This is a genomic window from Pseudomaricurvus sp. ABR4_320, assembly GCF_056159445.1.
The window spans coordinates 539,532-566,294 of the sequence record NZ_JBSWVF010000004.1 but is presented as its reverse complement, the minus strand read 5'-3'; the positions used below and the strand labels follow the sequence as shown (position 1 = coordinate 566,294).

Below are 26,763 nucleotides of genomic sequence, written 5' to 3'. Positions count from 1 at the left end.
TGATTTAAATGACAAAGCTTTCCAGAATTTTTCATCTATTTTTTTGACAGGAATCCAATGCAGCGTCATTCGCTTCTTGTTGGCTGAGGTAATGAAATACTGGGGCAGTTATGAACTCTGAAATTTTATTATATGTGATAGAAAGAGCCCGGTAAGGCTTAACACTTCCCTAGTAGTCATCGACTTGCCAACGAAAAATCGGCTGAATAACAACACCCTGTATCGAAGACGGCGCTAGAGTCTCTCCATAACGCTCAAAATTTATATATTTATATACGCGAAAATAGTCTAAAAAGCCTTTCAATTCGCTAAAATCAATTCCTTCCGCGCGCCATGATTTTTCTACCGAAGGCAACCAGCGTAACGGTCAGCTCCTCAATATCACTAATACTCCCTTATTTTAGATATTCCTTATTGATTTAAAAAAAATATGGGCCATCCTAGCCCGGCAATCATCCTTGAGGTTCCATTAAGCAGTACCAGTAAACTACTCGTCTTTTGAAACCGCCACCATCCTTGGTAATTGAGACATCCTAAATCATTAGACGGACAAAATTATCTATAGACGATTATTTTTTTGCAGAAATGTTTTCTTAATTGTGTCCGTTATTTGTTTTTCAGATTTTAATGTCGACCATTAGATCAAATGCATATCTCTGAGCTATTCCAGCTCCAAAGCCACATAATTGGAAACGAACGGCTTGATCTCTAGCTGTCCAGTTACATAGCTTTCAGTTCCACCACCATTGCTCTGAATTTTCAGATAGTAGTTTCCAGCGGGAATAACGACTGAACGGAAATTACTGCTGTTGAAATATATAATGTCGTCTACCAGCCATCCCTCTGCGGTAACTTCATACAAGCCACCATTACACTTCATATTGCCAACCCTAGGATCACTACAACCCTCCAAGACGATCATAGTCTGGCCCTGAGGATTTTTTTCCGTTTTAGTTATCGATATGTGCCCATAGTCCCGTGATGTTTTCGACGCGTTATAATAGGCAATTTTCTCTTTATCAATGCTGTAAGAGGTATCAGAGCTTCCAACCGAGCCTGAGCTGGATCCGCCAGCAACTGCACCTCCAACAGTCGATCCCATCACTGTGGACATAGCGCCAGAAAATGCACCATTTTTTACTCGTTGAAGATCAGCCGAAGTGCAGCCGGACACCAATACAACAGCTGCAATCATTAAAGTGATACCTTTCATGTTAACTCCCATATATCTTTTTAAATAAATTTTTTAGATCCAGCTGACCAATTTAAATCAGAGCATTTTAATGCGCAGCCACTCGAACACTTTGATTCGAGAGACTCAACCATCCTGATGAAATGCGCTTCGCATAATGAGCATTCCATATTCACTTCTTTAGACGGACACATTTGGAAAACGATACGTAACTCTTGAAGTCGCGATATATCTCTACGATATGGATTTATAATGATGGCTTTTCTTAGCACCACCTTATTTACATCGTTTAGATATCGCCAGGAGACTCAAGGAGTTTTTACAGGATGAGCGAGGAGTTCGTAGCACACTTCACTTTAAAATCCTTTGACAATGCATATGAGAGGTAAAGAGGCATTGTGAACATACGAGGCTTTCCACGTCTAAAATTTCTGACTCGATGACTTTGACTATTCAAGAGAATGACTAATAACCAACAGTCTTGTCGGTATATTATCAGACGCGCAAATTAAGGTTCAATTAACATATCTATACTTATTTAATTGATGTTTGTTTTTCCATCAAAAAAAACGTTCAGCTCATACTTTGATCTGACAGCGAAGACACATACACTGTTTATGATAGGAAATTTTTCCTTTATTGATTTTTTAGTATTTACTTATGGTTCACTTTTTACATTCATTTCAAAGAAAGCGCTTAGTGATAATACTTGTGATCCTTGGAATGATTTTTACCTTTTTCTCTCATCATCAATATGCAGTTGCTTTCGACCGTGATGGCATTGCCGCAGGTCAACTCTGGCGATTGGTCACTTGCCATTTCACTCATATTACCTGGCAGCACCTGCTATGGAATTCGCTTTCATTAGTAGCGGTTTATTGGATATTTTATAGTAACCTCAGCCAGCTCACTTTTGTGGGCCTACTCTTCCCACTCTCATTGATGACTGGCGGGTTTCTCTATTTATTTGTTCCTGAACTTCATTGGTATAGAGGTTTCTCAGGTGTATTACACGGATTAGTGATCGTTGGTGCGTTTAACAATTTAAAAGCAAATAGGCTATTAGGGATAGCGACAGTGGTCGGTATCTTGCTCAAAATTGTTGTCGAATGTAACAGCGATGTGTCTGTGAGAGACTATTTGGGAAATATGCGCGTCGTTTCAGAAGCGCATTTAGCAGGCACCATTGGTGGATTTTTCACAATTGGTTTAATTGCGCTATATCGGTACTATTTTTTTCGAACCTTGCAGAAACGATTGCCACCTCGTTAAAGGGTAGGACTCGATATTGCGAGCCCTACCTCTAACTTAAAGCCGCTTTTGACGGTATTTTATAAAGCCCAGCATACTAAGAAAGCCGAGGAAAAATACAGACGAGCTACCACCTCCACCGCTACCCCCGCCGGTATTCTCTGTCGCTGGCTCAGGTTCTGTCGTTTCCGGCTCATCAGCAACAGGCGTTGATCCTTCATTGACGATGGTATCCTCTGTTGAATCATTACTCGAATTCGTATCGACTTCCGCCAAGGCAATTGAGCTAGAAACGCTATAGCCAGTAGTTGTGCCGTTGCTTAATGTAAGGGTGATGCCCTCTTCAACGGTGGGATCCAGGTTAGAAATCAGACAGGTGACAACCTGCCCCTGCTGCTCACAACCGGTATCACTATTATAGGGAAGGATCGTCTGAACCGTCGCACCTTCGCCTACTAGAATTGATATCTCAATGTTATGGGCGGTTACCTCACCATTATTGACGAGGGAGTACACGACATCAGTCGTACTTTGTCCTTGGGTAACCTGACTGGAAACACCTATATCTGTGTCGATAGTAAACTCCGTCAGTCCATAGGTTGATCCGACGTAGGCGTAGTGATTGCCCGATGCAAGATAAACACTTTCGGGACCTCGGATTTCTGAAACTGACCCAACGCCATGAAGCTCAGCTCCGACATAGCTTAGTGAGCCGGAATTAGAATCTCTGGTATAAACCATGATAGCGTCTATGACGTTATCGGTAATGTAGGCCAATTGGCCATTCTCGCTGAGCTGAATGCTGTTTAGCCAATAAAGCTGCTGCACTTTGGAATCTGGATTATCAACCATGACTGACCGAACAAATCCTAGATCACCCGATGCCTGAATTGAGAATTCAAAAATCATATTATCGGATAATGCATAGAGATATTTACCATCTGGACTAACGTCCATTGATCGTGGTCGCTCTAAATCCTCAAGATTCGGGAGCGTATGGTCGACCTGTGAGATATACGACAGCGCACCTGAGGATTGATCTCGATTGAAATGGACAATTGCACCCTCGCCACTGTGGGGCTCCAATCCAACATAGACATGCTGTTGATCCGGACTAATGACCACTGAAGACACATATTGGTAGCCGCTGGTTAGACCTTTCGACACTTCAGTAATGTACTGAACCTCTGACACCATTCCATTTGATGATGTCGCCAAAACCGTAACAGAATGACTATTAATGCTGGTGACATAGATGAACTTTCCATCATCAGAAATGGTCATCGCTCCGGGAGAATCCAGTCCCCTCCCCGAATATTCCTGTATTTGTGTCAGCAACCCCGTTGATAGATCTCGTTGGTAAACAAACAGCTGATCGGTAACGCCGTCGGTATCTAAACCGAGAACGTAGACGTAATTTTCATCTGGCGATAGAAGCAAATCAAAGGGGCTATGGACACCCACATCCGCCGCAGAGTCTTCTTCAAGAACGTACTTAAGATTTAAATGAGTATCAGCCCCCCGTTCAAATACATTAATTGCGTGATCTACAGACGAAACACTGTATATATACTTCCCATCGACAGTTGATACCATGTCTTTGGTGAAGCTCAATGAATTGTTGCCATCGATATCATCGATGATAGCCTGATGCTGGGCCAAAGGCAGAGCCAGCGTTGATGCCGACGCCAATACAGTACTCAAGAAGAGTGGAGAAATTTTCTTTACAACCATGTTTCCTATCCGTGGTAAGTCCCATTTATGGCAATTCGCTGCGACTGTCGCTCGTCGAAACCTGAATGACGATATTCAGTGCAAGCGTCTTGACCAAGAGACTTGGACGGACAACTCATGGATAGCTCAGTCAGTGTGGCGGAGGCCCTCGCGCCTAAAACTATTTGTCAGATGCGCGAGAAGAAAAATAGTCATTGACCAACGACTGTGCACGCTCATATAAAATTGAATCGCCTTCCTGAAGAATCTCCAGGAGCAACCGCTTTTCCGCCATATAGACTCGTGCAAACTGGGGATCATGCTCGGTGATTGAGCGGGTGTTATCGATCAAATCTGCGAGTTTTATTGTTTTCGCCCGTGGACTTGCGGCAGCGGTATGGGCCCTATCAATGGCTTTTCGAGCCGCGCGATTGCCCTGCTCCGGAACCGAGACATCCGTCAGATCGCTTACTAGGCCTGCGATGTCGTTCCCAAAGTGCTGTTCGATGTCTTTCAGTGTCATTGGCGTATCTTCAACCACATCATGCAGCCAGGCAGCAGCGATCATGTTGTCGTCATCAACGACCGATGAGACCAGTTTTGCTACGGCGGCAGGGTGAACGATATAGGGCTCACCTGTATATTTTCTGCGCTGATCTATCTTTTGATGGGCGTCATGAGCAAATTTTTTTGCCTTTTGACTCACCGTTAATTCCGCTTTCTCGGGCATATATACCTCACGTGAATCCTAGCCTCAAATATTTGTCCTGATTTTATCTTAATCAACACTGACAGTTCATCGATTATCCGTCACTGAGTGACTCTCTTTGAATTGCTAGAAAATGATGGCAAGCATCCAATTTTCGCACCGCTAAACAATGTTCACCCAAACAATTTGTCCGTCTTAGTGGAAATTGACGACCAGGCTTTTATAGCTGTTATCTCGCCTTCTGTAACCACCCCCATAGATTAAGGACGACCAATATGAAATTTCCCCGATTGCTACTTTTCTCTGCCATCATCGCATCGAGCAGCGCCATCGCGCAATTTGAAGATCAAGCAAATAAAAATGAGCTCTTTGATGAAATGGACAGCGAGCTTGATGGCTGCACCGCTGAAGAGCAACAAGCCCTCACCATCACGGTACAAGGGCTGCAGGGACAACTAAAAGATAGCCAAAGGAAATCTGCTGAACTTAATCAACAACTGGATACAGCTCAATCTGAGCTCACCAAATACCAAGCCCAAGAAAAACAGCAGACCGCGAGCCTCGCAAGCCTTCAACAACAACTCACCAGCTTAAGAAATGAGAACAGCCGCCTGCAAGGTGCTACGGACAAAGAAGCGGAAACGCGCAAAAACGCTGGTGAAATTGTCATCTATGCGAGTCAACTGGAGGGCCAAATTGGTTCTTTAAATCAACAATTGAAGGATCGTAATACACAGATAGATCAGTTGCGCCAACAACTGGCGCAAAGTAAGTCTCAGTCCGAGCAACTGCGTGGACAAATAAACCAGATACAGCAAACCCAACATCAATCCATGCCTACTTCAATCCCTTCCAATGCGCAAACAAAGCCTGTCACCGTTGCCAGGCAAACAGCTCAAGAAATCCCAGGAGCCCAGGATGGTAAAATCATTGGTCAAGTTCTATCAATGCGCAGAGAAAAGTCGAAGGACAATCAGGATCAAATCGTACTTGGAATCTCTCTAACCAATACGACGAACAACACGATCTATGGCATTATGGTGGGGCCTGAGGCCAGCGCAATCGACAACGCCAACAACATGTTTTCACAGCGGGATGTTCGTCAGTTTCAAGGGATTACCCTGTGTAGCTCCGGCTATAAGCTGTATAATCAAATGGAATGGTGTGAAGACCAAATTAACAAAGGGCGATTCTCAACCACGTCTTTTCGCCCAGGTGTCGCGGTCAATATACTCGCTACCCTACCTGCTATCAGCTCTGATCCAAATACAGAATCGAGCACCGTAAATGCCTCGCTATTTCTTCTATTGCACGACGAAAAAGCAAATACCTTTGAAAAGTTTCCGGTCGATGTGCATTATGCTCGCCAATAGTTCTTCGCGGAAGAGTTAGGATACGTCAGTCACTTCACTGGGAGGCAAAGGGATGCCACACATTAACCGCCGAGACTTTATTTCTCAGACTCTATTACTAGGAACGGCTCTGCAAGCAGGCGCCAACAAAAGTATTGCTGCGCAACAGCGCCCTTCTGGAGCGGTCGTAAAGTACCAAGGGGATGTTATTCTATTCTCTACCCCTGATACATCGGGAACACCACTGAAAGACCGCCGGCACTATATTTTTGCAAACAATCAAATCGAAAGTGAGTCGCATGCAAAGGCTTACATCAAATTGATCGATGGTTCTCGACTATTAATGCGAGATCAAGCACGGCTCACCTTGTACGATGATCGCAAAATACAGATCCACCAAGGCAGAGTGCTCTTCTCTGTCGCCAAACGTAAGCCCGCACAAAGAGCTTTTCAGGTGGGTACCCGTCTGGCGCGTCTCGGGATTCGCGGTACCCAGTTCGCTATTGAACCTGGCGCTAGCGATGACGAGATGACGGTCTATCTGAAAGAGGGTGATATTCTTGCCGAACCCATCGGCGAGGCGTTTAAACTGTATAGGTCAAAAGAAGCGTCAGAATTCGAGCAGTTTAAAGCTACTGAGCAGCAGGAATTCGAATCCTATAAGAAATCTCTGCAAGAAGAATTCGCCGGCTACGTAAAGGAACATCAGCTCACCCCAAACCGAGGGATCTCTTTAAAGGGCGAAGAATTACGAGAGGTTCCCATCCCGACAAGCGTTGCTCGTCTGTTTGATGAGTTACAAGATCCCTCATTTGAAGAAGACATCTAACCCGCCCTACGAAAACCTACAAACCTTCTCCTCTACAAACGCCATCCTTTAGATGGCGTTACCAATACCTCACGCACAAAATCAGCTTCCCACAAGGTACATCAGAACTTTAAGGTAGGACGAATGGCAAAAACGGTGCGGTCCACCTCGCCATATTCGGCTTGGAAAGCACGACTGTATTTTCTAGGCCACTGCTGCACAACACCGATAGACAGAGCGGGAACAAAACGAGACTCGCCTTTTATAGGAAAATAGCGGGTTATAAAGGCACTGGCTTCAACAGGCGCCAAATTGTGCCGAGAGACAATGTAACTCAACTCATAGCCGGTGTTTTCCGAAAGCGACAAAAGACTCCCGCCCTCTCTAACCTGACTTCTTTCAAGAGCCAGATACAAAGTATCGGTGATATCGTCATTTTCGTGATTTTTTATACCCAGCCTCATTCCCCAATCAAAGGCTTCGAGATCACGTTTGACACTGCCTTTCGCCTTCCATTCGAGTTCGTACCAAACGTCGTTGATCAGCTCGTTACGGAAGATGTGATGGCCACCGACACTGAGCAGATACCCCATAAAACCCACGTTCGGCGCATCGCTAGCCCCCTCATCATCTGGGCTGTAAACGCTGATATTACTTAGCAGTAGTGACGCGCTATAGGGTTCATCAAAGCCGGCAGTGACCGATTCAATCAGATTGGAGTCATCGCCAAAATCCAGGTCATCATAAGCACCAGGCCAATTGTCTTTGATCGCAACGCCAAGTAGCGGCAAGGGATAGACGCTGAACTCCATAGTTAAAAATTCTGGTCTTAGGGATTGTTTAAGCAGATCACCATATACCTCCCACTCTCCAGCCTCGACGACGTTGACCGATGCATCGTCTGTTAGCGACCAGGTTTGGCCAACGGAAGAGTAGTAGGGACTCAGTCGATAAAAGGAACCTTTGGGCTGGAGGCTTTCATCAACTCCGCCGGAAAGCTCTAACACACCGTCCGCTGCATCTAACTCAACAAACTCATCATCTGACGCTTCCGCATCCATAGACTCCCACTCGGACTCATCGAAGTCTGCATCCAAGTCAATCTCTTCCGCAGACTCATCGTAGACAGATGATGAATCGTCCGGAGCCTGTGCCTTTACTTGAAATGCAAGACAGGTAACCAAGCCGATACCCATTAAAGGCACGCCAAAAGTGCGAACTAGGTCTTTCATTGAGGTAAACGATCCCTGTAGATTGGCAACCAGGGCTGCCAACGACGGTTTAAGAAAGCAATAAAGAATCGGCAGAAAATACCGAAGAAGAGCTACCGCTGACTCATTGAGTCAACGGTAGTGACCCTACAAGGGCTTAAGGGTTACAACCAACCATGCCTTCGAGGCTAGGCACTCCAGAAGTTAAAGAACTCATAAATCCACTCTCAAATTTCAACTGGACGGGAGTTCCCACTTTAATATTCGCTTCTGCACCCTCGTCTACGAGCTCGGCCCATGCAACGGTATCTTTACCGCGCCAGCAAATGATTTTACCTTCCGCAAAGGGATAGGTTTCTTCTTTGCCCTCAAACATTTGTGTTTCTAGAAAATTCACTGAAACGCCAGGTTGCGCACCAGATGCGGGTGGAATTGATAGACGGTAGTACATTTTTCCTTTGCCCTGATCCATACGAGCCGCCTGGACATAACCCTTGGTGGCCATCAAGGATTTAATTTTTGCTTTCGCTCCAGCGATAGCATCGCGCATTGCAGAAAGATACATACTCTGCTGCTGACTACTGGATAACGTCCGACAGCTTCCGGAGCTGGTCACCACGTTAGTGCCGTCCAGTTTAACGCCAACCTTTTGCTCAATGGGGTTTGTTGAATAAGATTGAACACGACCGGATACCTGCGCCGTATAGGTACAAACCGGGGCGCCATCATCGCCACCATCGTAGTAATAGTTCGTTAAGGTGGCAGAATCAAAGGCACCGTTAATCGCTAAGTTCGCCGCCTCTGGAATCTTGTAGTTCGAGCTTCCACCCATTTCAATGCGACGCAGCTCTTCATCGAGTTGGTCGCGTATGGTGCGATCAACATTGACATTGATGGCACCACTTTCTGCGATGGTTGCTTCAAGAGCCGTTCGTGCAGGACCACTCATGTCACCGGCAACGTCGTTTCCATGAGTGCCAACATCGGCTTTGACTTCAGTGATAATCACAGTAAAGCGGGAGTCATCGGCGGCTTCAATTTTACCGATGTCTTGCTTTGGCATATTTGTTAGTGGGACAACGGTTTGGCAGCCGGCAACTGCAACGACAGCAATCGCTGGCAGTAGGGTTTTTAACTTCATCATGGTGTTTCCTTACTGGTATAGAGCGTTATTGGAAGCCAAGAGAGGTCAACAACCCCTCTTCGTTAAAGCGTTCGGCTAGTTTTTCATTCGCCTGTTGGATGGCGGCATCTGCACTGGTTCGAGAACCGCCATTTTGTTCAAAACTGGAAGACAGAAGGACATTGCCTTTATCGTCGATAGACTCCAGCTTGACGTTCATTAGAGCCATGTGATCCTTGCCAAATGAATCTGTTTTGACATCGCTGGTAACGGATATAATCGTTGCCCCGGACGCATTGGCATTGCTGACAACTTTAACCTTGTTGGCGGACAGCATCTGTTCGATTCCCTGGGCCAGTCGCTTGGTGTTCTGATCGTATCGAACCACAACTTTGAGGTCACCTTTCGCCGTACGAAGCCGGCCCTTTTTGGCCATAATATCCATGAGGACAGGCTCAGGATTGAACTCAGTATCGAGATATCGACGGGTATTGCTCAGGCGATCCAACTCATCCAGTAACTGCAAGAGGCTATCGGTCGCCATGACTTGAGCCAGATTCGAGGACTGTTCAAAACTCGTAAATTCACTGTCGATTTTTGTCGTTAAACTATCGATGCGGTATTTGGTATCAGCCAGCATCCGCACCTTGTCGACTTTGACGAGCGTCCAATAGGTGTTTGTTTTGGGATCATGCTCCGTCTTCAGGTATGAAAAATGACTGAATTGGGTGTCCCCTACAACAGCGGTTGTTTCACTCGACGAGCTCATGCTCCCTGCCCCGTCACTAAATTCAGAATTAACCGTGGTGGTATCGCCAACCCGTATACCCAGGTTGGCTGCTACATCGAGCAAAGCATCAACCTTAGCCTTCTCCAGTTGATTCGCCGCCGCCACGCCGTAAAAATCAGATGCAGTATTTGCCGGTGGATTCAAAAACCAATCGGGCGGCTCTTTGGCTTTTTTACCGCCAAACAGCGATAGCTGTGCAACACTTTGCGTGGATAAGGTTGCTAATAGTAACGTCAGCGTATATCCCACCAGGTGCTTCCAAATAGTCTTTTTGCTCACTTGCCATATCCTCCATGTCATCCCCCTGGCAGCAGTCTCAGGGTAACTCTGTTAGACGGACAATGCCGCCGGGTTACTATTGTTTGTACAACGTCTCGTCCGCTGGTAATGCATCATAACCGGCCCCGCCGACAGGCATTTCTTGGCCATTCCCGCCCAGCAACCAGTGATTAGACAGTTGTCGAGTCAAGCGGTCAGCGGAAATCGCCGCACCATCCAAAGACTCGAGAAGGTTGGGTAGCTTTGCAAGGCTTGGCTGTGTTTCTGCCAATACATTGTCCAGGGTTAACAAGGTTTGGTTAGAAGATGTTAATATCTGCTCTAACGGCAACAGCAATTGCTGCTGGCTGGTTTCCACTTGCCGTAGCGTCGCATCCAGCGACGTTAACATTTTATCAGAAGTCGCCAGTAATTCTGGCAATTGTTTGCTTGTTTCAGTGAGTTCTATCATCAATCCACTGGTGCTCGCCAGTATGCCACTGATATCGTCACTGCTTCCGGCTAGCCCCGCTAGCAGGGTGTCGACACTGCTAACAATGCTTTGCGCCTGAGCCATCAATTCATCAAGTCGCAAGTCTTCCATGTACTGCCCCATACTTTTGGGCGCCACGATCTTTACCGTATCCCCCGAGCTTAGAAGTTGCGCAGCACTGCCTGGTATTAGCTTCATCGATGCTCCACCGAGGACCGTATCCAGCCCAACTTGGCTGCCAATACTGAGCTGGCTATCGGTGCGCAGGTGCTGCTCAAATTCATTGTCGATGACCAATTCAATAGCAACACTGGCATCCGCTTGCAGCTCTACAGATTCAATATTTCCCACGGTAACACCAGAAAGCTCAATCAAGGTTCCTGCAGTTAATCCGTAAGATTCTGGTAATACAGCATGTAATTCAATCCAATTGCGCTTATTGGCGTGAAAAACGAAATTGATGAACAGCAGATAGATTACTATTGCCATTGCTAGAATCAGGAAGAGTCCGACCAGTCGATCTTGCTTGCGTATATCACGGGATATTGAACGGGAGAAACTCACGTTAGCAACTCCAATCCTGTGTTGGAAATTTGGTAGTGCTCGTCCGCAAAGCCATCGTCATCACCAGACGTGGTGACCATCACAATCGTCACCCCCTTTTCCGCCTCATTGGTTAAAATATCAACAACATTATTTAACATCGCAGGAGACATACCCGCCTGCAACTCATCGGTCAGGATAACATCGGCAGCGACCACCAGAGCCCTGACCAGATTGACTAAACGAAACTGCACGTCGTTCAGCTGATGAGGTTCGAGTTCCAATAAATCACTTACTCCCAACTTCTCTGCCGCTAAATGTATGCGTTGATGAGCCTCTTCAGTATCGCAGATTCGATGGTAGACAAGGGGCATCGCTAGGTTGTTGTAAACCGTAAACAAGCTGATCAACCCACCCTGCTCATAGCAATAACAAAGTGTCGCAAATCGTTCATCCTCACTCAGAGAATCTACAGGCATGTCATTAAATAAAACGTCGCCATCAGTGGGCTCTACCAAACCTGCGCAACACTTTAATAAGGTTGAGCTACCGTCGAGAACTCCAGTTTTCCGGATCGCCGTTATTCGACCGGGCAAAAAGCGGCAATTTACATCGCGAAAAAATATCCGCGAGTTAAGGACCAAACTGAAGTTATGGAGTTGTAACATTTAATAAGCCACGATAGACAGGCCGATATTGATTACAAAAAACAGCAACAACTGAATGGTCGTACTGTTGGAAATTGTCCGAGATATATCCGTAAATCGATCACCGACCTGATAACCTGAATAAAGGCTCACAAGTCCGATAACAATACCGCAAAAAAATGCCTTTGCTGCAAAAATAAACAACTCAACAGGGTTGAGCGCATCGGTCATCGCAAACAAATAATCATTAAATGCCCAGGATTGATAGGTAAAAACCTCAACGTATATCCACGCACTCACGGCGGCGGTAACATTGAAGTACACCAGCATTAGCAAAAGCGATAATGGGAAGGAAAAAAAGACAGGCAAAAGAAACAGAATGAAGGGACTCAGCCCCTGCTCTCGTATCAACCGAAATTCGTTATTAAGCTGCAGATAGCCAATCTCCGCCGTCACGGCAGTTGCCGATCTCGCGATCAAAATGACACCTGAAATCAAAGGCCCGATTTCACGCACCACCATGACCACAAACAGGTCGGCAAAATTCTCCAACTTCTGCAAATAGGCAACACCGCGATCCGCCAACCCAACCCCTATCAGGATGGCGACGATACAATTAATGCTCGCGGCTTTGTAGGCTGTGTTATAGAGCTGGCGCTTGAAGAGAAAGAGAAACACCGACCGCTTAGGTGCATCGGTCAGCAATGCTCTACTGTGCCTCAACGACAGAGTGATCAAGCCACAGACATCGGCGCAGGCTAAAAATGCTGCCCGAGCTCTTGAACCTGTCCGCTCGGCAAACCTCAGAATTCCATAGGGCCGAGGCTCTGCCTTGATGGGTTGCTTGGAGTCGTCCATGAGCGCTTTCCCAGTCTACTCAGTATGCGATAGCCGACTATGAGGCTGCTGATCACTGACCGCCACATCGTGTAACTTAACAAAAGAAGGTTTCACTGGGCAGATCCTTGTTCTGTGATTCCGTTAGTGAGTAGCACGACGGATATCTGCTTCCTGACGATCTAGCCAGGCTTCAATAGCAGCCTCTTGAGAGGCCAGCTCCGCAGCCTGAGATGCTTGTAATGCCCGCTCAGCAAAACGTCGAGCTTCTGTTTGAGACTCTTCCAGTTGAGCACGCAGAAACAGACTGTCAATAACGCCTCTGGCACTCCCCCCCCGCTGATATTCCGCCCGGGCTCGATCCAGGTAATCCATATTTTCCATCTGCTTGCCAAGATTATAGTAAAGGAAGCCTAATAACCTTGGATCCTCATCGGCAGCCAACGACCTGATTTTTTCTTCGGCCTGCTCGCTATGGCCCGACATGACCAGCGCTAAAGCAGTTTCCCGGTCTTCATCAGCGAATTCCAGCGCCTGAGAAAAATATTGCTGGTCACCGGTTAGCTGCCCCATCCTTAGGTAGGATTGAAACAGCATGGCATCGCTGGCTAGCGACTTGGCGAGATTCAAGGCAGCTTCGGCATGCGCTAATGATGAAGCCCCCGACTCATTATTTTGACCTGCCTGATCCGCCGACTGCGCCAATAAATAATGGACTTGCCATTGATTCTCTCGGTCATCGATAGACTGAAAATACTTGAGCAACTCCTCCAGCCTGGCAGTGGACTGAACAGCCACATCTTTCTGCAGCACTAAATCCAACGCGTGCACACGATCTGCGTAGGCTTCGGCTTTAGGCGGTGAATCAGGGGACGAACTGCACGCCACAAGTCCTAGACAAATAAAACCGACTTGAATGGCGCGAAAACTAACTTCCAGGGCAGGGTTTGTCGACTGTTTGCAGTGTTTTGGCATCGTACACCTGGATCAATTCGTCTTTAAACTAAGGAGTAGACTCAATATCAGGCAAGGTGAACACTTTCTCAACCGGCTCTGAATTGGCTTTGACCAAACTGTAAATCAAACGATTTGGCTCTAGCTTAACGCTGTCGAAATACCCTTCCGGGGTTTTGTCTTGATAGATTTCTTTCGACATCAATTGACCATCTTCGGAAATACCATCAATGGTGCGTAATTGAAGCTGGAACTGGCCATCCGCAACAAACTCCAGTAACAAAAACCCAGATTGAATCTGTACACCAATGACCCGCTCTGCCTGTAATAGCGGTTGAATTGCCTCAACTGCTCCACTGGGCTCACGTAAAAACCAATGCTGTCGAACGTCCGTTTTGCTATAGCACACGGCGCTGAAACGCCCCACCGTTCCCAGCGCACAATTTAACCACTGACCAATAGAAGCATCCCTAACGGGCGCTTCCGGGGTTTCAGACGATGCAATCGAGGAGCGCGCCGCTTTTTGTGCAGGCGCTTCTGCTTCGTACACATCCAGGCTGGGTGCCAAATCTTCGCTTATTGCCAGTTCGTTCGCGGTATCTGGCTCAGGGGATTGGGTCGCTACCGCCAGCCAGACACACAATGCGCTGGCAAATGTCGCGACGGCAACCTGTGGTCGCCAAAAGCCAGCGACCCATAAGCTGAATCGATCGGCCAATGACGCGGTCTTTTCTGGTTTCTTTTCCGAATGATCGGCAGTATCAGAGTCTGTTGACTTCAACGGCAATTGGTTGATTTCGGGCAGGACATCAGCCAGCAGCTGCCACTGCTCGTAAACATTTGGGTGGGCTAATATCTGCTGTAAAATTTCATCGCGCCGCTCGGCACTCAAAGCTGGATGATTCCAGTCCTCCGCCAACAGAGCCAACTCCTCAGCGGAAACCTCCGCCCCGAGGTTCGATATGTCCTGACTGTCCAGCGCCAGCTGACTCAGCGCAAAGGCCAGACGATCATTCATCGTGTTGCTATTCCCATCAGCCATTACACGGAAACTCTACTTTCGGCGGCGATTTGCCTCAGACCTGAGCCTGTAGGGATAAAATATAAAGACATTAGACTAGACATCAAGGCACTCCCGTATCCTATTTAGGGTTGCCTTAATTTGACGGACAACAACCGCTTTAGAAACGCCCAGCCGTTGCGCCACCGCAGTGTGACTCAAGGCGTCACAGTAGACCATTTTCAGTAGAATTTGCTCTTCCGGGCTGAGATCAAGAGCTTTTATTTTCTCGCAAGCCTCTGAATTTAAAGATATTTCTTCGGAAACATCAGTAGCATCTCCTGCCACTGCAGATTCGGCACCCGCAAGCAGTAAACTGGCAAAACTTAATGCGTCAGCCTGTCTTTCCCGCTCTTCGTAAACCTCGGCACTGACGTCCCCAGGTAACATCCCTGCTCCTGTTTGGTCGGGGTCATCCAGCGATAGAGGCGCGTCAGACACACCACACCAAGGCAGCTTGCTTTTTATTCCGCGTACAATTTCCTGCAATATCGATCCATCTCGACCGGTCTGTGTGTGGCGGTCAATAACCTCCTGAACAGACTTTTTATAAAGACACAACTCCTTCCAGAAAGTAACCCAAAGGTCTCCCTTTCGCTGCAACCAGACTGGAGGTCGGGGACGGCCATAAATTTTACGAAAATAGTCATTGACCAAGCTGGTTGCCAAGGAATACAGAAAAGTCTCAGGAGCGCTTTTGCCCTTGAACGACTGACAACGCTTCCACTCATCCGCCGCCAAACTGGTAATGACAAAGGTGACTGCCTCTTCGCTCGCGGCAGCATCCAGTACAAATTTTTTTCTGGCAATCAGTGAAACACGCTCAAAATAGGCCTCACTGAACACCAACGCCGCCCAATCTACACTCACCCGACACCCTTATTTCTGGTCATTTTTTCATCACTAGACCAGCATCCTCATCAAAATAGAGCGCCTACCAGCATCGGCAACTGCGATCACAACTCACAAAGGTTGTTTTCTATGTGCCCTCTTTTCAGAGTCGCTCCACGTTGATCGTTCAAAATAGCGGTAGATTGTAGACGTATCGACCGACCCTGCCAACGGCAAAAGCCCAGTAAAAAGGCGTGAAATTGGTCACATTAGCCTCATACTCTACACTTTGACAGTGAATCAACAATACGATCGTTGATATTGGGGATACGTCAATAGAGAAAAAATTTGCCGGAACCTCAAAAAGCGCCATAATGTCCACCCATTTAAAACTCACGGATTAGGCGTCGTCAGCGCGGCTTTCAATTTTCACCACTGTTGGTAAGGATACTGATGCACACTATTTCATTCTCGAGCTTACATCTGCATACAACGAGACACAGCTAATCGCTATGCCTCTTCGTCATTTATGCCAGAGCTCTATTTTATTGGGTCTACACCTGAGCCTTTTTGTATCGGACGCTATCGCCCAGACCGATGAATTTGAACAGTGGCAAGCGTCTCAAAACGCTGAATTCCAGAATTACCAAACAGAATTCGACAAAGAATTCGTACAATTTCTCGAAGCCGAGTGGGAAGCCTTTCGGGTCTTTACTGGGGAAATCAGAGACGACTCACCAAAACCTGCCGAAGTGCCTGTCATTCATCATGATCTTGCCGTAGCCCAGGCATCTGAGCAATCGATAAACCGAGTATCAGCACCAGAGCAAATCTCTATTCCCGGTTTCTTTGGCCATCAACTATCGTCGCCGAAGCTTCCAGACATTGCCTGGCCAGATCTCTCAGTACTTAACAGCAGCCGAGTAAGTCAAACCTGGCAAGCCATCAGTAGCCAGGACAACCAACCCATTCTGGATTTTATAAAAGAAGCCCGCGCTCAACTAGACCTTGATGACTGGGGAACGATTCAGCTGGCCGAAAAGTACTTGACCCAACGTCACCTTTCCAGTCGCCAAAAAACCATCTATAGCTGGTTCTTGCTGAATAAATTGGGGTACGACGCCCGCGTCGGATACACGAAAGGTCAAACGTTGCTGATGCTACCGGCCAAATACAAGGTTTATTCCCGGCGCTTCAATGTGATTGGAGACACGAGATATTACCTGTTTCCAGATATTCCCGTAGCTTCCGTAACCACCTACTCTGACAAACAGTATCAACCCCAATCGAAACCTTTGGAATTCAGCTTCCAACGGGCGATCACAGCATCCGGAATCAATGCGAGCATTCGCTACCAACTCCACGCACCCTATCCAGAAAAAACCATCGAGCTGGACTATGATCCAGGCACTACCGATTTTCTTCGTACCTATCCGCAGGTTGATCTGCAATGGTATTTCCGTGCCCGCCCCTCTGCTCCAACAGCAAATTCGCTCAAAAAAGAACTGCAGCCGCTGATTGCCGGAAAAAGCGATCGCGACGCGATCAATGCTCTGCTGCACTTTACGCAATCCGTGTTCGACTACCAAACTGATGAGCAGCAATTTGGACGAGAAGAATATTTACTGATCGAAGAAAGCTTGTATTTCGGAATCAATGATTGCGAAGACAGATCAATTTTTCTCGCATGGTTATTGAGAAATTTGCTCCAGAAAGACGTTGTCATACTCGACTATCCAGGTCATGTTGCACTCGCCGTCGCGACTGACATACAACCGTCAGATCAATTTGTGACCATGAAAGGGCGCAAATATGTGATTGCAGATCCGACCTATATCGGAGCAAATCTCGGTGTGGCGATGCCTCAATTCGCTCACTTAGAACCTGAGGTAATCGCGATTCCCAGCGAGTGATACAACCAATGCCGGACCAGTACATAATCCGATAAAAAGGGCTTCGCAAGGACTATCAACTAACAGTCTTCGTAATTTGTCCGTCCAAGCCAACAACCACCAGTAACCTTTCACAAGGAATTGATAATGAACTTTCAGAGCACCCTAAAATCCGTCAAATTGCTAACCGCCGCACTGGCCACGACCGGGCTTGTTGCCTGTGGCACCCAGGCACCACAACCCCAGCAGCAAGCGACAATGACACCAGAAATTCCAGATTGGGTTATGAACCCCATCATTGAAAATGGCATTGCCGATACCCAGTGTGTGGCAGCCAATCCTGGTGTCGGTATGAATTACCTCAAATCTCAGGCCACATCTCTAGGTAGAGCCGAGCTGGCAAAACAAATCGACATTAAAGTCAAAGCGATGGACAAGACCTATCAACGCCTTTCAGATACAAAAGAAGGATCTTCTGTCGGCGGCTCATTCGAATCCGTCTCTAAACAGGTTACGGAGAAAAACCTGGCCGGTAGCCGCGCAATCAAAATGGGCTATGTCACTATGCCAGACAACACTCAAAACTTCTGCGTCATGATGGCCATGTCTCCTGAAGTCACCAAGACTTTGTTTAACGATTTAATCAGCGAATCAGGCACCAATGTGTCCCCTCAAAACGAGTCCGTTTTGTACGAGCGTTTTCTGGCTGAAAAAGCACAAAAAGAGATGGAAGCAGAATTTCAGAGCAACTGATTTCGACGCGACCAATAAACGCTGGCGCGCAGGATGTGCGCCAGTTCAACGACCGGAGGAATGACACCCTTGCGCGGTGCATCAGTAAAACCCCATGAAAAAGACCCTGATCTATTGTGCTCTGGCGGGAGTACTCAGCGGCTATAGTGCCGCCCCTTTCTCTCAACAGGACGATCCATTTTCGGAAATGGACAGTGCGCTTGACGACAGTTCGACGTCAGATGCAGATATGAAAGCTGAATTCGAAGCCTGGAAGAAAAGCCATCTGAACGAATATGATCAGTACAAAAAGCAGTTAATGGAGGAATTTGAGGCTTACAAAAAAATAGCCGCAGAAGAAACAGAAAAATACCAGAAGCGTCTTGAGCAAGTGTGGGACAAGCCAGAAACATCAACAAAGAAAGTCTGGGTTGACTACTCCAAAGATCTAAAAACCAAAAACCGGGTCGATTTTGAACAACAGAACATAGAAATTACCACTACACTAGACAGCAAAAATACCGTTGACGACACTCAATTAAAGCAACAGCTGATTACCTTATTAACGAAGAACCAAGCTCAAGCCTTTGAGGAAGACACGGTTGCTCAGGCGATAGAAAAACGCAGCACAGAAAAGCTGGAATTGATCGAAACAGCTCACGTTGAACCCAAACCGATTCTTCTACCACTGGTTTCCGAAAAAGAAGATCCGTCAACACAAGATGTTGAAAAAATTGTCGACAGGATGATCGCGGAGAAAAAGGAAACTGTCGCAACCAATAAAAAAGGTGAGAAAGTAGTGACGGTTCACGTTGCCATGAGCACTCCCACAGAACCAGAAGAAGACAACTCAGACATACGAGAGGCAAAGCGAGACGCGAGAAGCGCGCAATCCTCAGAGCCCCGTGAAGTCCCGAAAAAGGTTGAGGCACAACCCAAAACGCCGCCAACAGCTAATGAAAGCGAGACATCACCCGCCCCATCGAGTTCTGAAGCATCTCGCTCGCGCCGCGTTACACCACGCCCCATGGCCGATACTCAGGTCAATACTCTCCCCAAGGGTGCACGCTTAGTTGCCGCCGATGTTGGTAAATTTGCAACGAATTCAAAGCTGGATCAAAAACTGGTGTTTGCAATTATCGAAACAGAATCTGCTTTCAACCCCATGGCCAGATCCCCTATTCCCGCCTATGGACTTATGCAAATTGTACCGGGTTCTGCCGGGATGGATGCCACACAGCAATTGTTCGGCAAAGGTCGCATACTGTCTCCTTCTTACCTCTATACACAGGATAAAAATATTGAGATAGGAACCACTTATCTGAACATTTTGTATTTTCGCTACCTGAAAGGTATCAAGGATCTTCAAAGCCGACTTTATTGCTCGATTGCCGCATATAACACTGGCGCAGGTAATGTTGCAAAAGCGTTTACCGGAGCAATGAAACTCAAACCCGCTCTGGAAAAAATCAATCAAATGTCACCCGAACAAGTCTACGACCATCTGGTCAATAATCTTCCTTATGTGGAAACTCAAAACTACCTGAAAAAGGTCGTTGCAAGAATGCCCAAGTACGAAAGCTAAGCACCTCTCCAAATTTAACCGCCGCGAACCTTCCGCGGCGTTGGCTTTTATGAGACAAGGAACTGCCAGCCATGAATTCACCCAAGCAAGATCAGGGAAAACACTCCGATTCAGAACAACTCTCCCAAGAGATCCGCGACCATATTGAGCGAGAGGTGGAGGAAGAGGTCGATGAGGAGTTAAGTAAACACTCCCGTTACAACCTTGTGCTGAGCAGTTTTAGAACATGGTTTATTGCGGTTGCGGCAACCATTATGGCGCTTGGCCAATTCTCAGAAGCAGTCACATTAATTGAAGATGGTATTGATTCGCTGCGTTCCCGATTTACCAATACCGTTGAATACGAGCGCATCGCCAATATCCATATCAACAATACCGAGTCTTATATAGAAGATTTACTCGGTGTTCCCCAAATATCCAAATCGATAACCGACACGATAGATGCAAATTATTTTTACGATGACAAATTTCTGCTGACGATTTTCATCGAAGACAGCCGCGTCGCCGCCTATACCGTCATTCCTTTACAGGACGACTTTAATCCAGAAATCATCGACAGTGCAGAACAAAATTGGGAGCTACAAAAAGCTACTTATGCCAACTTTCCTGCCAATCCCAAGTTGTACATGGTCGATCATTCCGCGACAGCCAGCTACTACTTGGAATCCCTCGATACCGGGCGAATCGGCCTCTTTGTACAGAATTACCTTGGCAATGTGTCACTGACTGGAACGGCCGTCAGCCCACTCCTGATTGAACTCTACAATGACGAGGTGACAGGAAGCCCAGAAGACTTGCTTGAGGCTCAAGAACGCTTACGAGCAAACTTACCTCCAAACTTGTTTGGCATGGGAACCCTAGAGCTGAGCTTAATACAGCAAAGTTTGCTCACGGGCGCCGAATTCACCAGCTATTTTGGTGGCTAAGCGGGTATGGAAATCGGACGTCAACAGAGAAAATACACAACAATGATCGCGGCAATTTTCGCTGGCGCAACAAGTATCGCCACAAACGCCGCCGACTCTCTACCCTGTTGGTATGAAAACCCGGTCACAATACATCAAAGCGGTCAGGTGGGCGTCGCTAGAGATCTGTACACCGGAGGTCATCGTCCCCTGGATTTAGGCAAAGCCCGAGCTCTGGATGGGCTTTGTCGCCAACAAGGCCAGACCTGCTCTCCTGAAACGCTCGTCGATTCACTGAATCGCAATCAACTGTTGGGCAAACCGGTATTTTTTGCCCATTTCAGTAAAGATGGTTACCTTTACGCCTACGCATCCTATCAACCTGTCGATGATCGTCAGTGTACACCAAGTCGCTGCGACCTGAGCGCCTGCGACCCAAGCTGGCTCTGCAATCCAGCTGAAAATAACACCAACGGCATACTCGGTGTCAGCTACCGTGCCACGAGCACCCCAAAACAGTTTGATCTGGCAACCAGCAATGCTTTGCTGCAGGCAGAATATTTGTACGGCGTCGAAGTTACCGCCGCAAAAGAGCTGCAACAAAGTCAGTATTCTCGACAACGGCTAACCCTCCTGATGCAGGAGAGCAACGTGGATCTGGGAGAGAGAGAGACTCTGCCCTACCAAGTGAGCCAACAATGTCGCTCCGGAAGCAGTCTCTTTCAAAGAGTCGTTTTGAGCGACCAATTGACTCGATCTGCTGATATACCGGCAGATGATTTGGAATGGCTGGAAAACCCAAAACACCTGGGATTTGATGGAGCCATTGGTGTCGTAGAAAATCCAACCGGCAGCGGGCTGCTATCAGACCAAATAGAATTGGCTCTGCACCGTGCGGCCACCGAATTAGCCTTTGAAAAATCCGTCGACGTCTCTGATGACAGCTTTACGATGACGACCGATCAAGGTTATATTTTATTAACAACCACCAAAGAATCGACCCACACAGAATTGAAAGCGCGGGTGTTAAGCATCCACTTTGCTCCAGGTAGCGATGGTTTTCTGAAGGTTTATGCTTGGGTAGCCGCGATGTGAATTCTCGCAATCGTTAAAGGTGCTAGGGGAAAACATTATCCTCTTTTTGAAATGCCTGCCCCTTTGCCAAACGATTAAAGGATTTTCGCAATCTTAGCCCGCCGCGCCAGCTGCACAAATTCGGTACGATAGCCGTAAGGGTCGTCGCCTTTACTCTGCTGGGCCAGATCAATAACCTGATCAAAATCCCACTGATGAATATAATCACCGCCTCGTAACAATTGAGCAAAACCGGCAACGGCAATTGAGAAGTTTATCTCCTGCTGCAAACTGGCTGTTAAGTCCGACGTTTGGACGTCGACCGGCGTTTCCAAAAGGCGCGACTCTGTCTCTCCGGGCAATTTATAGCGTAAGCGTACATTGGCATATTCTTCAGGGGCAGAATCCCCAGATGGCACCGTGGTAGTTTCGCGATTACTGGGATAGCGCGGCGTATCGATAAGACCAGTCCCCGATGTTGGCGTAAATTCATAGATCGCTGTGACCGTATGGCCTGCGCCTATGTCTCCAGCATCGACTCCGTCATTATTAAAGTCTTCACGCTCCAGGGCTCGACTTTCATAGCCAATCAAGCGGTATTCACTAACCGTCGTTGGATTGAATTCGACCTGAACCTTCAAATCATCCGCAATCGGAAAAAGCGCCGACGTCGCTTCGTGAACCAGTACTTTTTGTGCTTCACCTAAAGTATCAATGTACGCCGCCGTACCGTTTCCATTCTGGGCCAATTGCTGCATCAGCGCGTCATTGTAATTGCCTTGTCCAAACCCCAATACGGACAGATAAATCTGTTTGCGGCGCTGAGCTTCAACGAAGGCAGTCAAGGTTTCTGGATCTGAGATACCAACATTGAAATCTCCGTCTGTCGCCAAAATGACTCGATTTACAGCCTCGACATCAAAATGTTGGGCTGCGAGTTCGTAAGCGAGCTGAATGCCCTCGCCCCCCGCTGTGGATCCACCCGCCTGCAAACGATTTAACGCTGCCATTATGCGCGCGGAGTCCGTAGCTGGGGTTGGTTCCAGCACCACTCCTGCCGCCCCTGCGTAGACAACAATCGCGATACGATCATCATCGCTTAGGGATTCTAATAACATTTCCAAAGACTGTTTCACCAGGGGTAATCTATCCTGCCCGCCCATACTGCCGGAAACATCCAATAGGAATACCAGGTTGGTTTTTGTGGCTGTGTCAGCGGGTGGTAAATAGCCTTTGATACCGATATGCAGCAGTTGATTACCCTTTGCCCATGGGGCGTCTGTTACGGAAACGGTGGTGGCAAAAGGCGCTTCTTTTTCTTCTGGCAGCGGATATTGATAGTCGAAATAGTTCACCATTTCTTCGACCCGCACCGCTGCACGCTGGGGCATAAAACCCTGATTGAGCTGACGACGAGCGTAACTGTAGGAAACCGTATCCACGTCCACAGAGAAGGTGGAGATTGGCGACTGTGCGACCTGTACAACTGAGTGCTCGTCACTGGCGTCGAATCGATCCTTGGAGGGCCTGGTGTAGGTCGGTGGCCCCGGATCCATCAGAGCAACACTTTGCTTGGCTGGAGCGACTAGACTGGCGATTTCACGAGTCCTTGACGATTCAACAGAGCTGCTCGCTATTGGTGATGGATGCGCGAGATCCTCTGAATCAGACAGCACGGGCGCTTCGGCCTGTGCCTGATTGTCGCGAGCATCTACATCAGACTCGTTCGTCGAGACACTGCACGCGGTGATCCCAGCTATGGCAGTCACCAATAACAGCCGCACTGGAAAACCGATTGCGGACGAACGGATAGATGGACTGAATGAGAGATTGGCGCAAAACTTTGCTGGTTTTCCCATGATCTTTTCTCCGAAAACAATGAAACACATCCATTGGACGGACAAAATCTCTTTAGAAACTCAGATCCCCGTGATAATCAACGTAACCATTAGTAAAGAGGTTCTTAAATCAACCAGGAATCAGGCCCTAGGTTATCACTACTCTGATCCACGTGATGCAGCCCCTTGAGACAGCGCATCCAACAGAGATAGAGACTGAAGATCAGAATGGGATAACCCACCAGGAGAAAAGCAGTCATCCAACCAATCCCCGACCAGACCATGCAAATCCAGAACGTGCGAAGCTGGTAGCGACCATGAGACTCACACCAGAAGTTTCCAGAGTGGCGAAGATTGCGGAGTAGATAGATCGCCGCAAAGCCACTAACAAACGTCAGCGGCATCAACATTAACAAATGATAACCCGTTCGGATTCGCTCGCGCTGCTCAAGGGTGGGCCCTTTACACGGTGCAGTAACAGCCAACACAGTCAGATCATTCACGGCAGTGATTCACTAAAAAGCAATAATGATGGAAATTTGCAATTGCCCGAAGGCTCCTTTGATAAGACGGACAAGCGATATGCCCATGTCTTTCCAGGCAACAATAGAGCCGCGAACAACGCGACCAAAGGCCCGCAAGTACGTAAGAAGACACATTGAATACGATAAAACGCTCAAATAGCAAAGAGCAATGACTAAAGCGACAACGCAGACGAGACCACCGCTGCGTACACAGATATAACACCAAAATTGCCTGAAGATCGACAAATTTATGAGCATGAAAACCGAATTTCCCAAAGTTTTCAGCTAAAAAACAGCCCCATTGATCTCTCACCAACATCGAAAATGTCGTTAAAATCTTTGGCCTGGGCATATATTGGCGAGAATCTAACGGAGGTATTGCAAGGAGGCAGCCGTTTGAGAGAAACTGCCGCCAGACAATAATAGACGCGACACACGGCTTCTCATCCAGACAATTTTTCAACCATTCCATGGCGTGTCTCATCATCCAACCCGTGATTTAACAGGGGCTTAGGCTAAGCTGCCGACGTTTTGAGCTGGCAGGTCTTTTTGCAACGGATCTTTGCCGATACATACTGTGTCAAAGCCGTTCGCCATTCAGAGTATAGCGGATGGGAGATCTTTTTAGCGATAGCCTGCTATCATTCACTATTGGCACAAGAGGATTCGTATATGGCCACAGCTGGCCTGGCAGGTTTTTCGTATATCTATGAAGTAGACATCCCCGAAAACCCTGATGAAGTGTTACACGTCGATAATATCGCCATCATGGGCTTTATCAATGAAGCTCGCCTGGCATATATGGCCGCGGCCGGCCTGCCCGGCTTCGATCCGGATTCAAAAACCGGCCACACTGTTGTCGTCAACCATTGCGAATACCGAGCCGAACTTTTTTCTCCCGACACCCTGCGCATTGGCATAAAAACCATGTCGGTTGGTAACTCATCAATAAAACTGGGATTTCGCCTGTTCAGTGATCAGCAGGCTGTCACGATTGCCGAGGCGTTTACGGTCGCCGTCGCCTACGATTTTGGCAACAAGCAAAAGTTGCCGGTACTGGAATCCATTCGCAAACAATTGCGACTACTGGATTATGCCAGCATGAACAGTCACTGATGGCGGCAAATCCACGCCGATCCGTCAGGGCCCGCGACTTCGACTCCGAGAACTTCCTGACGACGCCTCCATAGGATACCCCTCCAGCTCCGGCGATGTTTCATCCACCCCATCAATAGCGACTCCGTTTACCTCTCCTTCAAGAAGATCCAGATGCTGACTGGGGTCATCCCCTTCTTTATGTTCAAGCTTGACGATGACAAATTGCCAATCCACCGCGAGCCAGACCCGAGTCACCTGGTCATCATCTTCCAGCTTTTCCACAACCAAGGTCCGTAAATATCCCATAGGCGTGTTCAGCGTCTGCTGTGCCTTCACTTGATATCGGTAGAGACGATCCCGCTTGCCGCGAGCGATCGGGTACTCGTAAATGTCACCAACGTGAATGCCACCACAGAGTAAATCGAATCTCAGCTGCTCCTGGTGACTGAGTAAATCCTGTTCATTATCGACCAGTGAGCGGGACCACTTCTTATCGCCGGCAGAATTGGACACGGTTTTATTTTGCCAATCGAAGGACAACTTAAGATCACGAGAGCTGCCCAATCCATCGCGCTCGTAACGATAGGAGATGGGCCGAAGACGATCGCCATCGACATTAAAGCGCGTAAACTCTCTCAGCGTCACAAACAACAAGGAGGCTTCGCCACCAAAACGCCAGCTGCCATCGTCCTGTCGACGCAACTGACGCTCACTGGTGACACTGATTCCCCGGTAGGTCGCCCGGTATTTAAGCCGCAGCGGTTCGATGATAGCCGCCAAATCACAGGACTTCGGCACAACATCTAGCCCGGTGCCAGATTCTGTATCCACATCAGTGGCGGACGCTGCTTTTGGGTTGGAAGCCGGTACTTTTGGTTGTGCCTCGGCATTATCCGCTTCAGCGTTATCCGCTTTGATCTGGGATGCATTTTCAGTCGGCGTAATATCGTCAGATTCTTCCTCATCTTCCGAGACGTTTAAGGCGTCAGCATCCTGTTCCGGCTTTTCTTCAATCGACAGCTTCGGCAATTTTATTTCCAGTTGAGCCCCAGAGATTTCTTCTAAAGACTCTTGGGATTCTTCAGCATCCGAAGATTTGGCATCTTCGATGGTCGCCAGTCCACCATCCTGCGCACAAGACAAGAGAGTAACGGAAAGCATTGAAAGCAAGAGCGCGCAAGAAAGCGCGCGCAGGTTGCGCGAGTACCGCGCTTTTTTATGAATGAGAAACGACAAAGTGAAGACATGGCCCCTTAGTAATCTATTCAAGGAGCATAATACAGAATCGCAGTGAACGTAGCCTGAAGTTCGGGGATTTCAGCCCAAAGAACCCCAATGAGTGA

The 26,763-nt window shown here is 47.7% G+C and carries 24 protein-coding genes; 9 read left to right on the top strand and 15 right to left on the bottom strand.

Features of this window, described 5'->3' with window-relative positions:
• Positions 1-661: 661 nt before the first annotated feature.
• The gene (locus ACXAFR_RS11505) at positions 662-1,213 is read right to left on the bottom strand and encodes a hypothetical protein (protein WP_475176872.1); all 552 of its coding nucleotides are present in this window, start codon (positions 1,211-1,213) and stop codon (positions 662-664) included.
• Between the two features lie 678 nt (positions 1,214-1,891).
• On the opposite strand from ACXAFR_RS11505, the gene rrtA reads away from it, so the two are divergent.
• Positions 1,892-2,464 carry a rhombosortase gene (rrtA, locus tag ACXAFR_RS11500; RefSeq protein ID WP_475176869.1) on the top strand — a complete coding sequence of 191 codons (573 nt, stop codon included), beginning with the start codon at positions 1,892-1,894 and terminating at the stop codon, positions 2,462-2,464.
• A gap of 36 nt (positions 2,465-2,500) precedes the next feature.
• Here the strand turns inward: rrtA and ACXAFR_RS11495 are convergent, their stop codons facing one another.
• Both ACXAFR_RS11495 and ACXAFR_RS11490 read right to left on the bottom strand, forming a co-directional pair.
• Positions 2,501-4,177: a lactonase family protein gene (locus ACXAFR_RS11495; RefSeq protein ID WP_475176867.1), complete on the bottom strand. Its 1,677-nt coding sequence runs from the start codon at positions 4,175-4,177 to the stop codon at positions 2,501-2,503.
• A 160-nt stretch (positions 4,178-4,337) separates the two neighbouring features.
• Positions 4,338-4,886 (bottom strand): HD domain-containing protein, encoded by a 549-nt coding sequence (locus ACXAFR_RS11490; RefSeq protein ID WP_475176863.1) that lies wholly within the window; start codon positions 4,884-4,886, stop codon positions 4,338-4,340.
• Between the two features lie 254 nt (positions 4,887-5,140).
• On the opposite strand from ACXAFR_RS11490, the gene ACXAFR_RS11485 reads away from it, so the two are divergent.
• Positions 5,141-6,238, top strand: coding sequence for a hypothetical protein (locus tag ACXAFR_RS11485; protein ID WP_475176860.1), 1,098 nt, complete (start codon positions 5,141-5,143; stop codon positions 6,236-6,238).
• Positions 6,239-6,290: 52 nt separating this feature from the next.
• The gene (locus tag ACXAFR_RS11480) at positions 6,291-7,046 is read left to right on the top strand and encodes a FecR domain-containing protein (protein ID WP_475176857.1); all 756 of its coding nucleotides are present in this window, start codon (positions 6,291-6,293) and stop codon (positions 7,044-7,046) included.
• A gap of 101 nt (positions 7,047-7,147) precedes the next feature.
• On the opposite strand, the gene ACXAFR_RS11475 is transcribed toward ACXAFR_RS11480, so the two are convergent.
• From ACXAFR_RS11475 to ACXAFR_RS11435, 9 genes are all read right to left on the bottom strand, one after another.
• The gene (locus ACXAFR_RS11475) at positions 7,148-8,257 is read right to left on the bottom strand and encodes a hypothetical protein (protein WP_475176855.1); all 1,110 of its coding nucleotides are present in this window, start codon (positions 8,255-8,257) and stop codon (positions 7,148-7,150) included.
• A gap of 136 nt (positions 8,258-8,393) precedes the next feature.
• Positions 8,394-9,380, bottom strand: coding sequence for a hypothetical protein (locus ACXAFR_RS11470; RefSeq protein WP_475176853.1), 987 nt, complete (start codon positions 9,378-9,380; stop codon positions 8,394-8,396).
• A 25-nt stretch (positions 9,381-9,405) separates the two neighbouring features.
• Positions 9,406-10,428 (bottom strand): LPP20 family lipoprotein, encoded by a 1,023-nt coding sequence (locus ACXAFR_RS11465; protein WP_475176851.1) that lies wholly within the window; start codon positions 10,426-10,428, stop codon positions 9,406-9,408.
• Positions 10,429-10,504: 76 nt separating this feature from the next.
• Positions 10,505-11,464 (bottom strand): MlaD family protein, encoded by a 960-nt coding sequence (locus tag ACXAFR_RS11460; protein WP_475176847.1) that lies wholly within the window; start codon positions 11,462-11,464, stop codon positions 10,505-10,507.
• Positions 11,461-12,111 (bottom strand): ATP-binding cassette domain-containing protein, encoded by a 651-nt coding sequence (locus ACXAFR_RS11455; RefSeq protein ID WP_475176843.1) that lies wholly within the window; start codon positions 12,109-12,111, stop codon positions 11,461-11,463. Before ACXAFR_RS11455 ends, ACXAFR_RS11460 begins: the two co-directional genes overlap by 4 nt.
• Entirely contained in the window at positions 12,112-12,948 is an 837-nt protein-coding gene (locus ACXAFR_RS11450; RefSeq protein WP_475176841.1) for an MlaE family ABC transporter permease, read from the bottom strand.
• A gap of 123 nt (positions 12,949-13,071) precedes the next feature.
• The gene (locus ACXAFR_RS11445) at positions 13,072-13,902 is read right to left on the bottom strand and encodes a hypothetical protein (RefSeq protein ID WP_475176839.1); all 831 of its coding nucleotides are present in this window, start codon (positions 13,900-13,902) and stop codon (positions 13,072-13,074) included.
• 28 nt (positions 13,903-13,930) lie between these two features.
• Positions 13,931-14,899 (bottom strand): hypothetical protein, encoded by a 969-nt coding sequence (locus ACXAFR_RS11440; RefSeq protein ID WP_475176837.1) that lies wholly within the window; start codon positions 14,897-14,899, stop codon positions 13,931-13,933.
• Between the two features lie 99 nt (positions 14,900-14,998).
• On the bottom strand, positions 14,999-15,811 hold the full coding sequence (locus tag ACXAFR_RS11435; RefSeq protein ID WP_475176835.1) for a sigma-70 family RNA polymerase sigma factor: 813 nt from the start codon (positions 15,809-15,811) through the stop codon (positions 14,999-15,001).
• A 473-nt stretch (positions 15,812-16,284) separates the two neighbouring features.
• Here ACXAFR_RS11435 and ACXAFR_RS11430 point away from each other — a divergent pair, with 473 nt between their 5' ends.
• The 5 genes from ACXAFR_RS11430 (at position 16,285) to ACXAFR_RS11410 (ending at position 21,981) form a co-directional block, all read left to right on the top strand.
• A complete protein-coding gene (locus ACXAFR_RS11430) occupies positions 16,285-17,685 on the top strand; it encodes a hypothetical protein (protein WP_475176833.1) in 1,401 nt (466 codons plus the stop codon).
• 126 nt (positions 17,686-17,811) lie between these two features.
• Positions 17,812-18,417 carry a hypothetical protein gene (locus ACXAFR_RS11425; RefSeq protein WP_475176830.1) on the top strand — a complete coding sequence of 202 codons (606 nt, stop codon included), beginning with the start codon at positions 17,812-17,814 and terminating at the stop codon, positions 18,415-18,417.
• 94 nt (positions 18,418-18,511) lie between these two features.
• Positions 18,512-19,981: a transglycosylase SLT domain-containing protein gene (locus ACXAFR_RS11420; RefSeq protein WP_475176828.1), complete on the top strand. Its 1,470-nt coding sequence runs from the start codon at positions 18,512-18,514 to the stop codon at positions 19,979-19,981.
• 71 nt (positions 19,982-20,052) lie between these two features.
• Positions 20,053-20,907 carry an ETEC_3214 domain-containing protein gene (locus ACXAFR_RS11415; protein ID WP_475176827.1) on the top strand — a complete coding sequence of 285 codons (855 nt, stop codon included), beginning with the start codon at positions 20,053-20,055 and terminating at the stop codon, positions 20,905-20,907.
• 6 nt (positions 20,908-20,913) lie between these two features.
• Positions 20,914-21,981 (top strand): hypothetical protein, encoded by a 1,068-nt coding sequence (locus tag ACXAFR_RS11410; RefSeq protein ID WP_475176823.1) that lies wholly within the window; start codon positions 20,914-20,916, stop codon positions 21,979-21,981.
• A gap of 74 nt (positions 21,982-22,055) precedes the next feature.
• Here ACXAFR_RS11410 and ACXAFR_RS11405 read toward each other — a convergent pair whose 3' ends face one another.
• Together ACXAFR_RS11405 and ACXAFR_RS11400 are read right to left on the bottom strand one after the other, a co-directional pair.
• The gene (locus tag ACXAFR_RS11405; protein WP_475176818.1) at positions 22,056-23,819 is read right to left on the bottom strand and encodes a vWA domain-containing protein; all 1,764 of its coding nucleotides are present in this window, start codon (positions 23,817-23,819) and stop codon (positions 22,056-22,058) included.
• Positions 23,820-23,923: 104 nt separating this feature from the next.
• A complete protein-coding gene (locus ACXAFR_RS11400; RefSeq protein WP_475176816.1) occupies positions 23,924-24,301 on the bottom strand; it encodes a hypothetical protein in 378 nt (125 codons plus the stop codon).
• Between the two features lie 693 nt (positions 24,302-24,994).
• On the opposite strand from ACXAFR_RS11400, the gene ACXAFR_RS11395 reads away from it, so the two are divergent.
• Complete coding sequence (locus tag ACXAFR_RS11395; RefSeq protein ID WP_475176814.1) at positions 24,995-25,438, top strand: acyl-CoA thioesterase; 444 nt, start codon at positions 24,995-24,997, stop codon at positions 25,436-25,438.
• A 24-nt stretch (positions 25,439-25,462) separates the two neighbouring features.
• Here the strand turns inward: ACXAFR_RS11395 and ACXAFR_RS11390 are convergent, their stop codons facing one another.
• Positions 25,463-26,581 (bottom strand): DUF3108 domain-containing protein, encoded by a 1,119-nt coding sequence (locus ACXAFR_RS11390; protein ID WP_475176811.1) that lies wholly within the window; start codon positions 26,579-26,581, stop codon positions 25,463-25,465.
• Between the last annotated feature and the right edge of the window lie 182 nt (positions 26,582-26,763).

What these genes read in the sequence shown, in the direction of transcription:
- ACXAFR_RS11505 (WP_475176872.1), bottom strand. Translation starts at nt 1,213, where the DNA reads ATGAAAGGTATCACTTTAATGATTGCAGCTGTTGTATTGGTGTCCGGC.
- ACXAFR_RS11495 (WP_475176867.1), bottom strand. Translation starts at nt 4,177, where the DNA reads ATGGTTGTAAAGAAAATTTCTCCACTCTTCTTGAGTACTGTATTGGCG.
- ACXAFR_RS11490 (WP_475176863.1), bottom strand. Translation starts at nt 4,886, where the DNA reads ATGCCCGAGAAAGCGGAATTAACGGTGAGTCAAAAGGCAAAAAAATTT.
- ACXAFR_RS11485 (WP_475176860.1), top strand. Translation starts at nt 5,141, where the DNA reads ATGAAATTTCCCCGATTGCTACTTTTCTCTGCCATCATCGCATCGAGC.
- ACXAFR_RS11480 (WP_475176857.1), top strand. Translation starts at nt 6,291, where the DNA reads ATGCCACACATTAACCGCCGAGACTTTATTTCTCAGACTCTATTACTA.
- ACXAFR_RS11475 (WP_475176855.1), bottom strand. Translation starts at nt 8,257, where the DNA reads ATGAAAGACCTAGTTCGCACTTTTGGCGTGCCTTTAATGGGTATCGGC.
- ACXAFR_RS11470 (WP_475176853.1), bottom strand. Translation starts at nt 9,380, where the DNA reads ATGATGAAGTTAAAAACCCTACTGCCAGCGATTGCTGTCGTTGCAGTT.
- ACXAFR_RS11455 (WP_475176843.1), bottom strand. Translation starts at nt 12,111, where the DNA reads ATGTTACAACTCCATAACTTCAGTTTGGTCCTTAACTCGCGGATATTT.
- ACXAFR_RS11450 (WP_475176841.1), bottom strand. Translation starts at nt 12,948, where the DNA reads ATGGACGACTCCAAGCAACCCATCAAGGCAGAGCCTCGGCCCTATGGA.
- ACXAFR_RS11445 (WP_475176839.1), bottom strand. Translation starts at nt 13,902, where the DNA reads ATGCCAAAACACTGCAAACAGTCGACAAACCCTGCCCTGGAAGTTAGT.
- ACXAFR_RS11440 (WP_475176837.1), bottom strand. Translation starts at nt 14,899, where the DNA reads ATGAATGATCGTCTGGCCTTTGCGCTGAGTCAGCTGGCGCTGGACAGT.
- ACXAFR_RS11430 (WP_475176833.1), top strand. Translation starts at nt 16,285, where the DNA reads ATGCCTCTTCGTCATTTATGCCAGAGCTCTATTTTATTGGGTCTACAC.
- ACXAFR_RS11425 (WP_475176830.1), top strand. Translation starts at nt 17,812, where the DNA reads ATGAACTTTCAGAGCACCCTAAAATCCGTCAAATTGCTAACCGCCGCA.
- ACXAFR_RS11420 (WP_475176828.1), top strand. Translation starts at nt 18,512, where the DNA reads ATGAAAAAGACCCTGATCTATTGTGCTCTGGCGGGAGTACTCAGCGGC.
- ACXAFR_RS11415 (WP_475176827.1), top strand. Translation starts at nt 20,053, where the DNA reads ATGAATTCACCCAAGCAAGATCAGGGAAAACACTCCGATTCAGAACAA.
- ACXAFR_RS11410 (WP_475176823.1), top strand. Translation starts at nt 20,914, where the DNA reads ATGGAAATCGGACGTCAACAGAGAAAATACACAACAATGATCGCGGCA.
- ACXAFR_RS11405 (WP_475176818.1), bottom strand. Translation starts at nt 23,819, where the DNA reads ATGGGAAAACCAGCAAAGTTTTGCGCCAATCTCTCATTCAGTCCATCT.
- ACXAFR_RS11395 (WP_475176814.1), top strand. Translation starts at nt 24,995, where the DNA reads ATGGCCACAGCTGGCCTGGCAGGTTTTTCGTATATCTATGAAGTAGAC.
- ACXAFR_RS11390 (WP_475176811.1), bottom strand. Translation starts at nt 26,581, where the DNA reads ATGCTTTCCGTTACTCTCTTGTCTTGTGCGCAGGATGGTGGACTGGCG.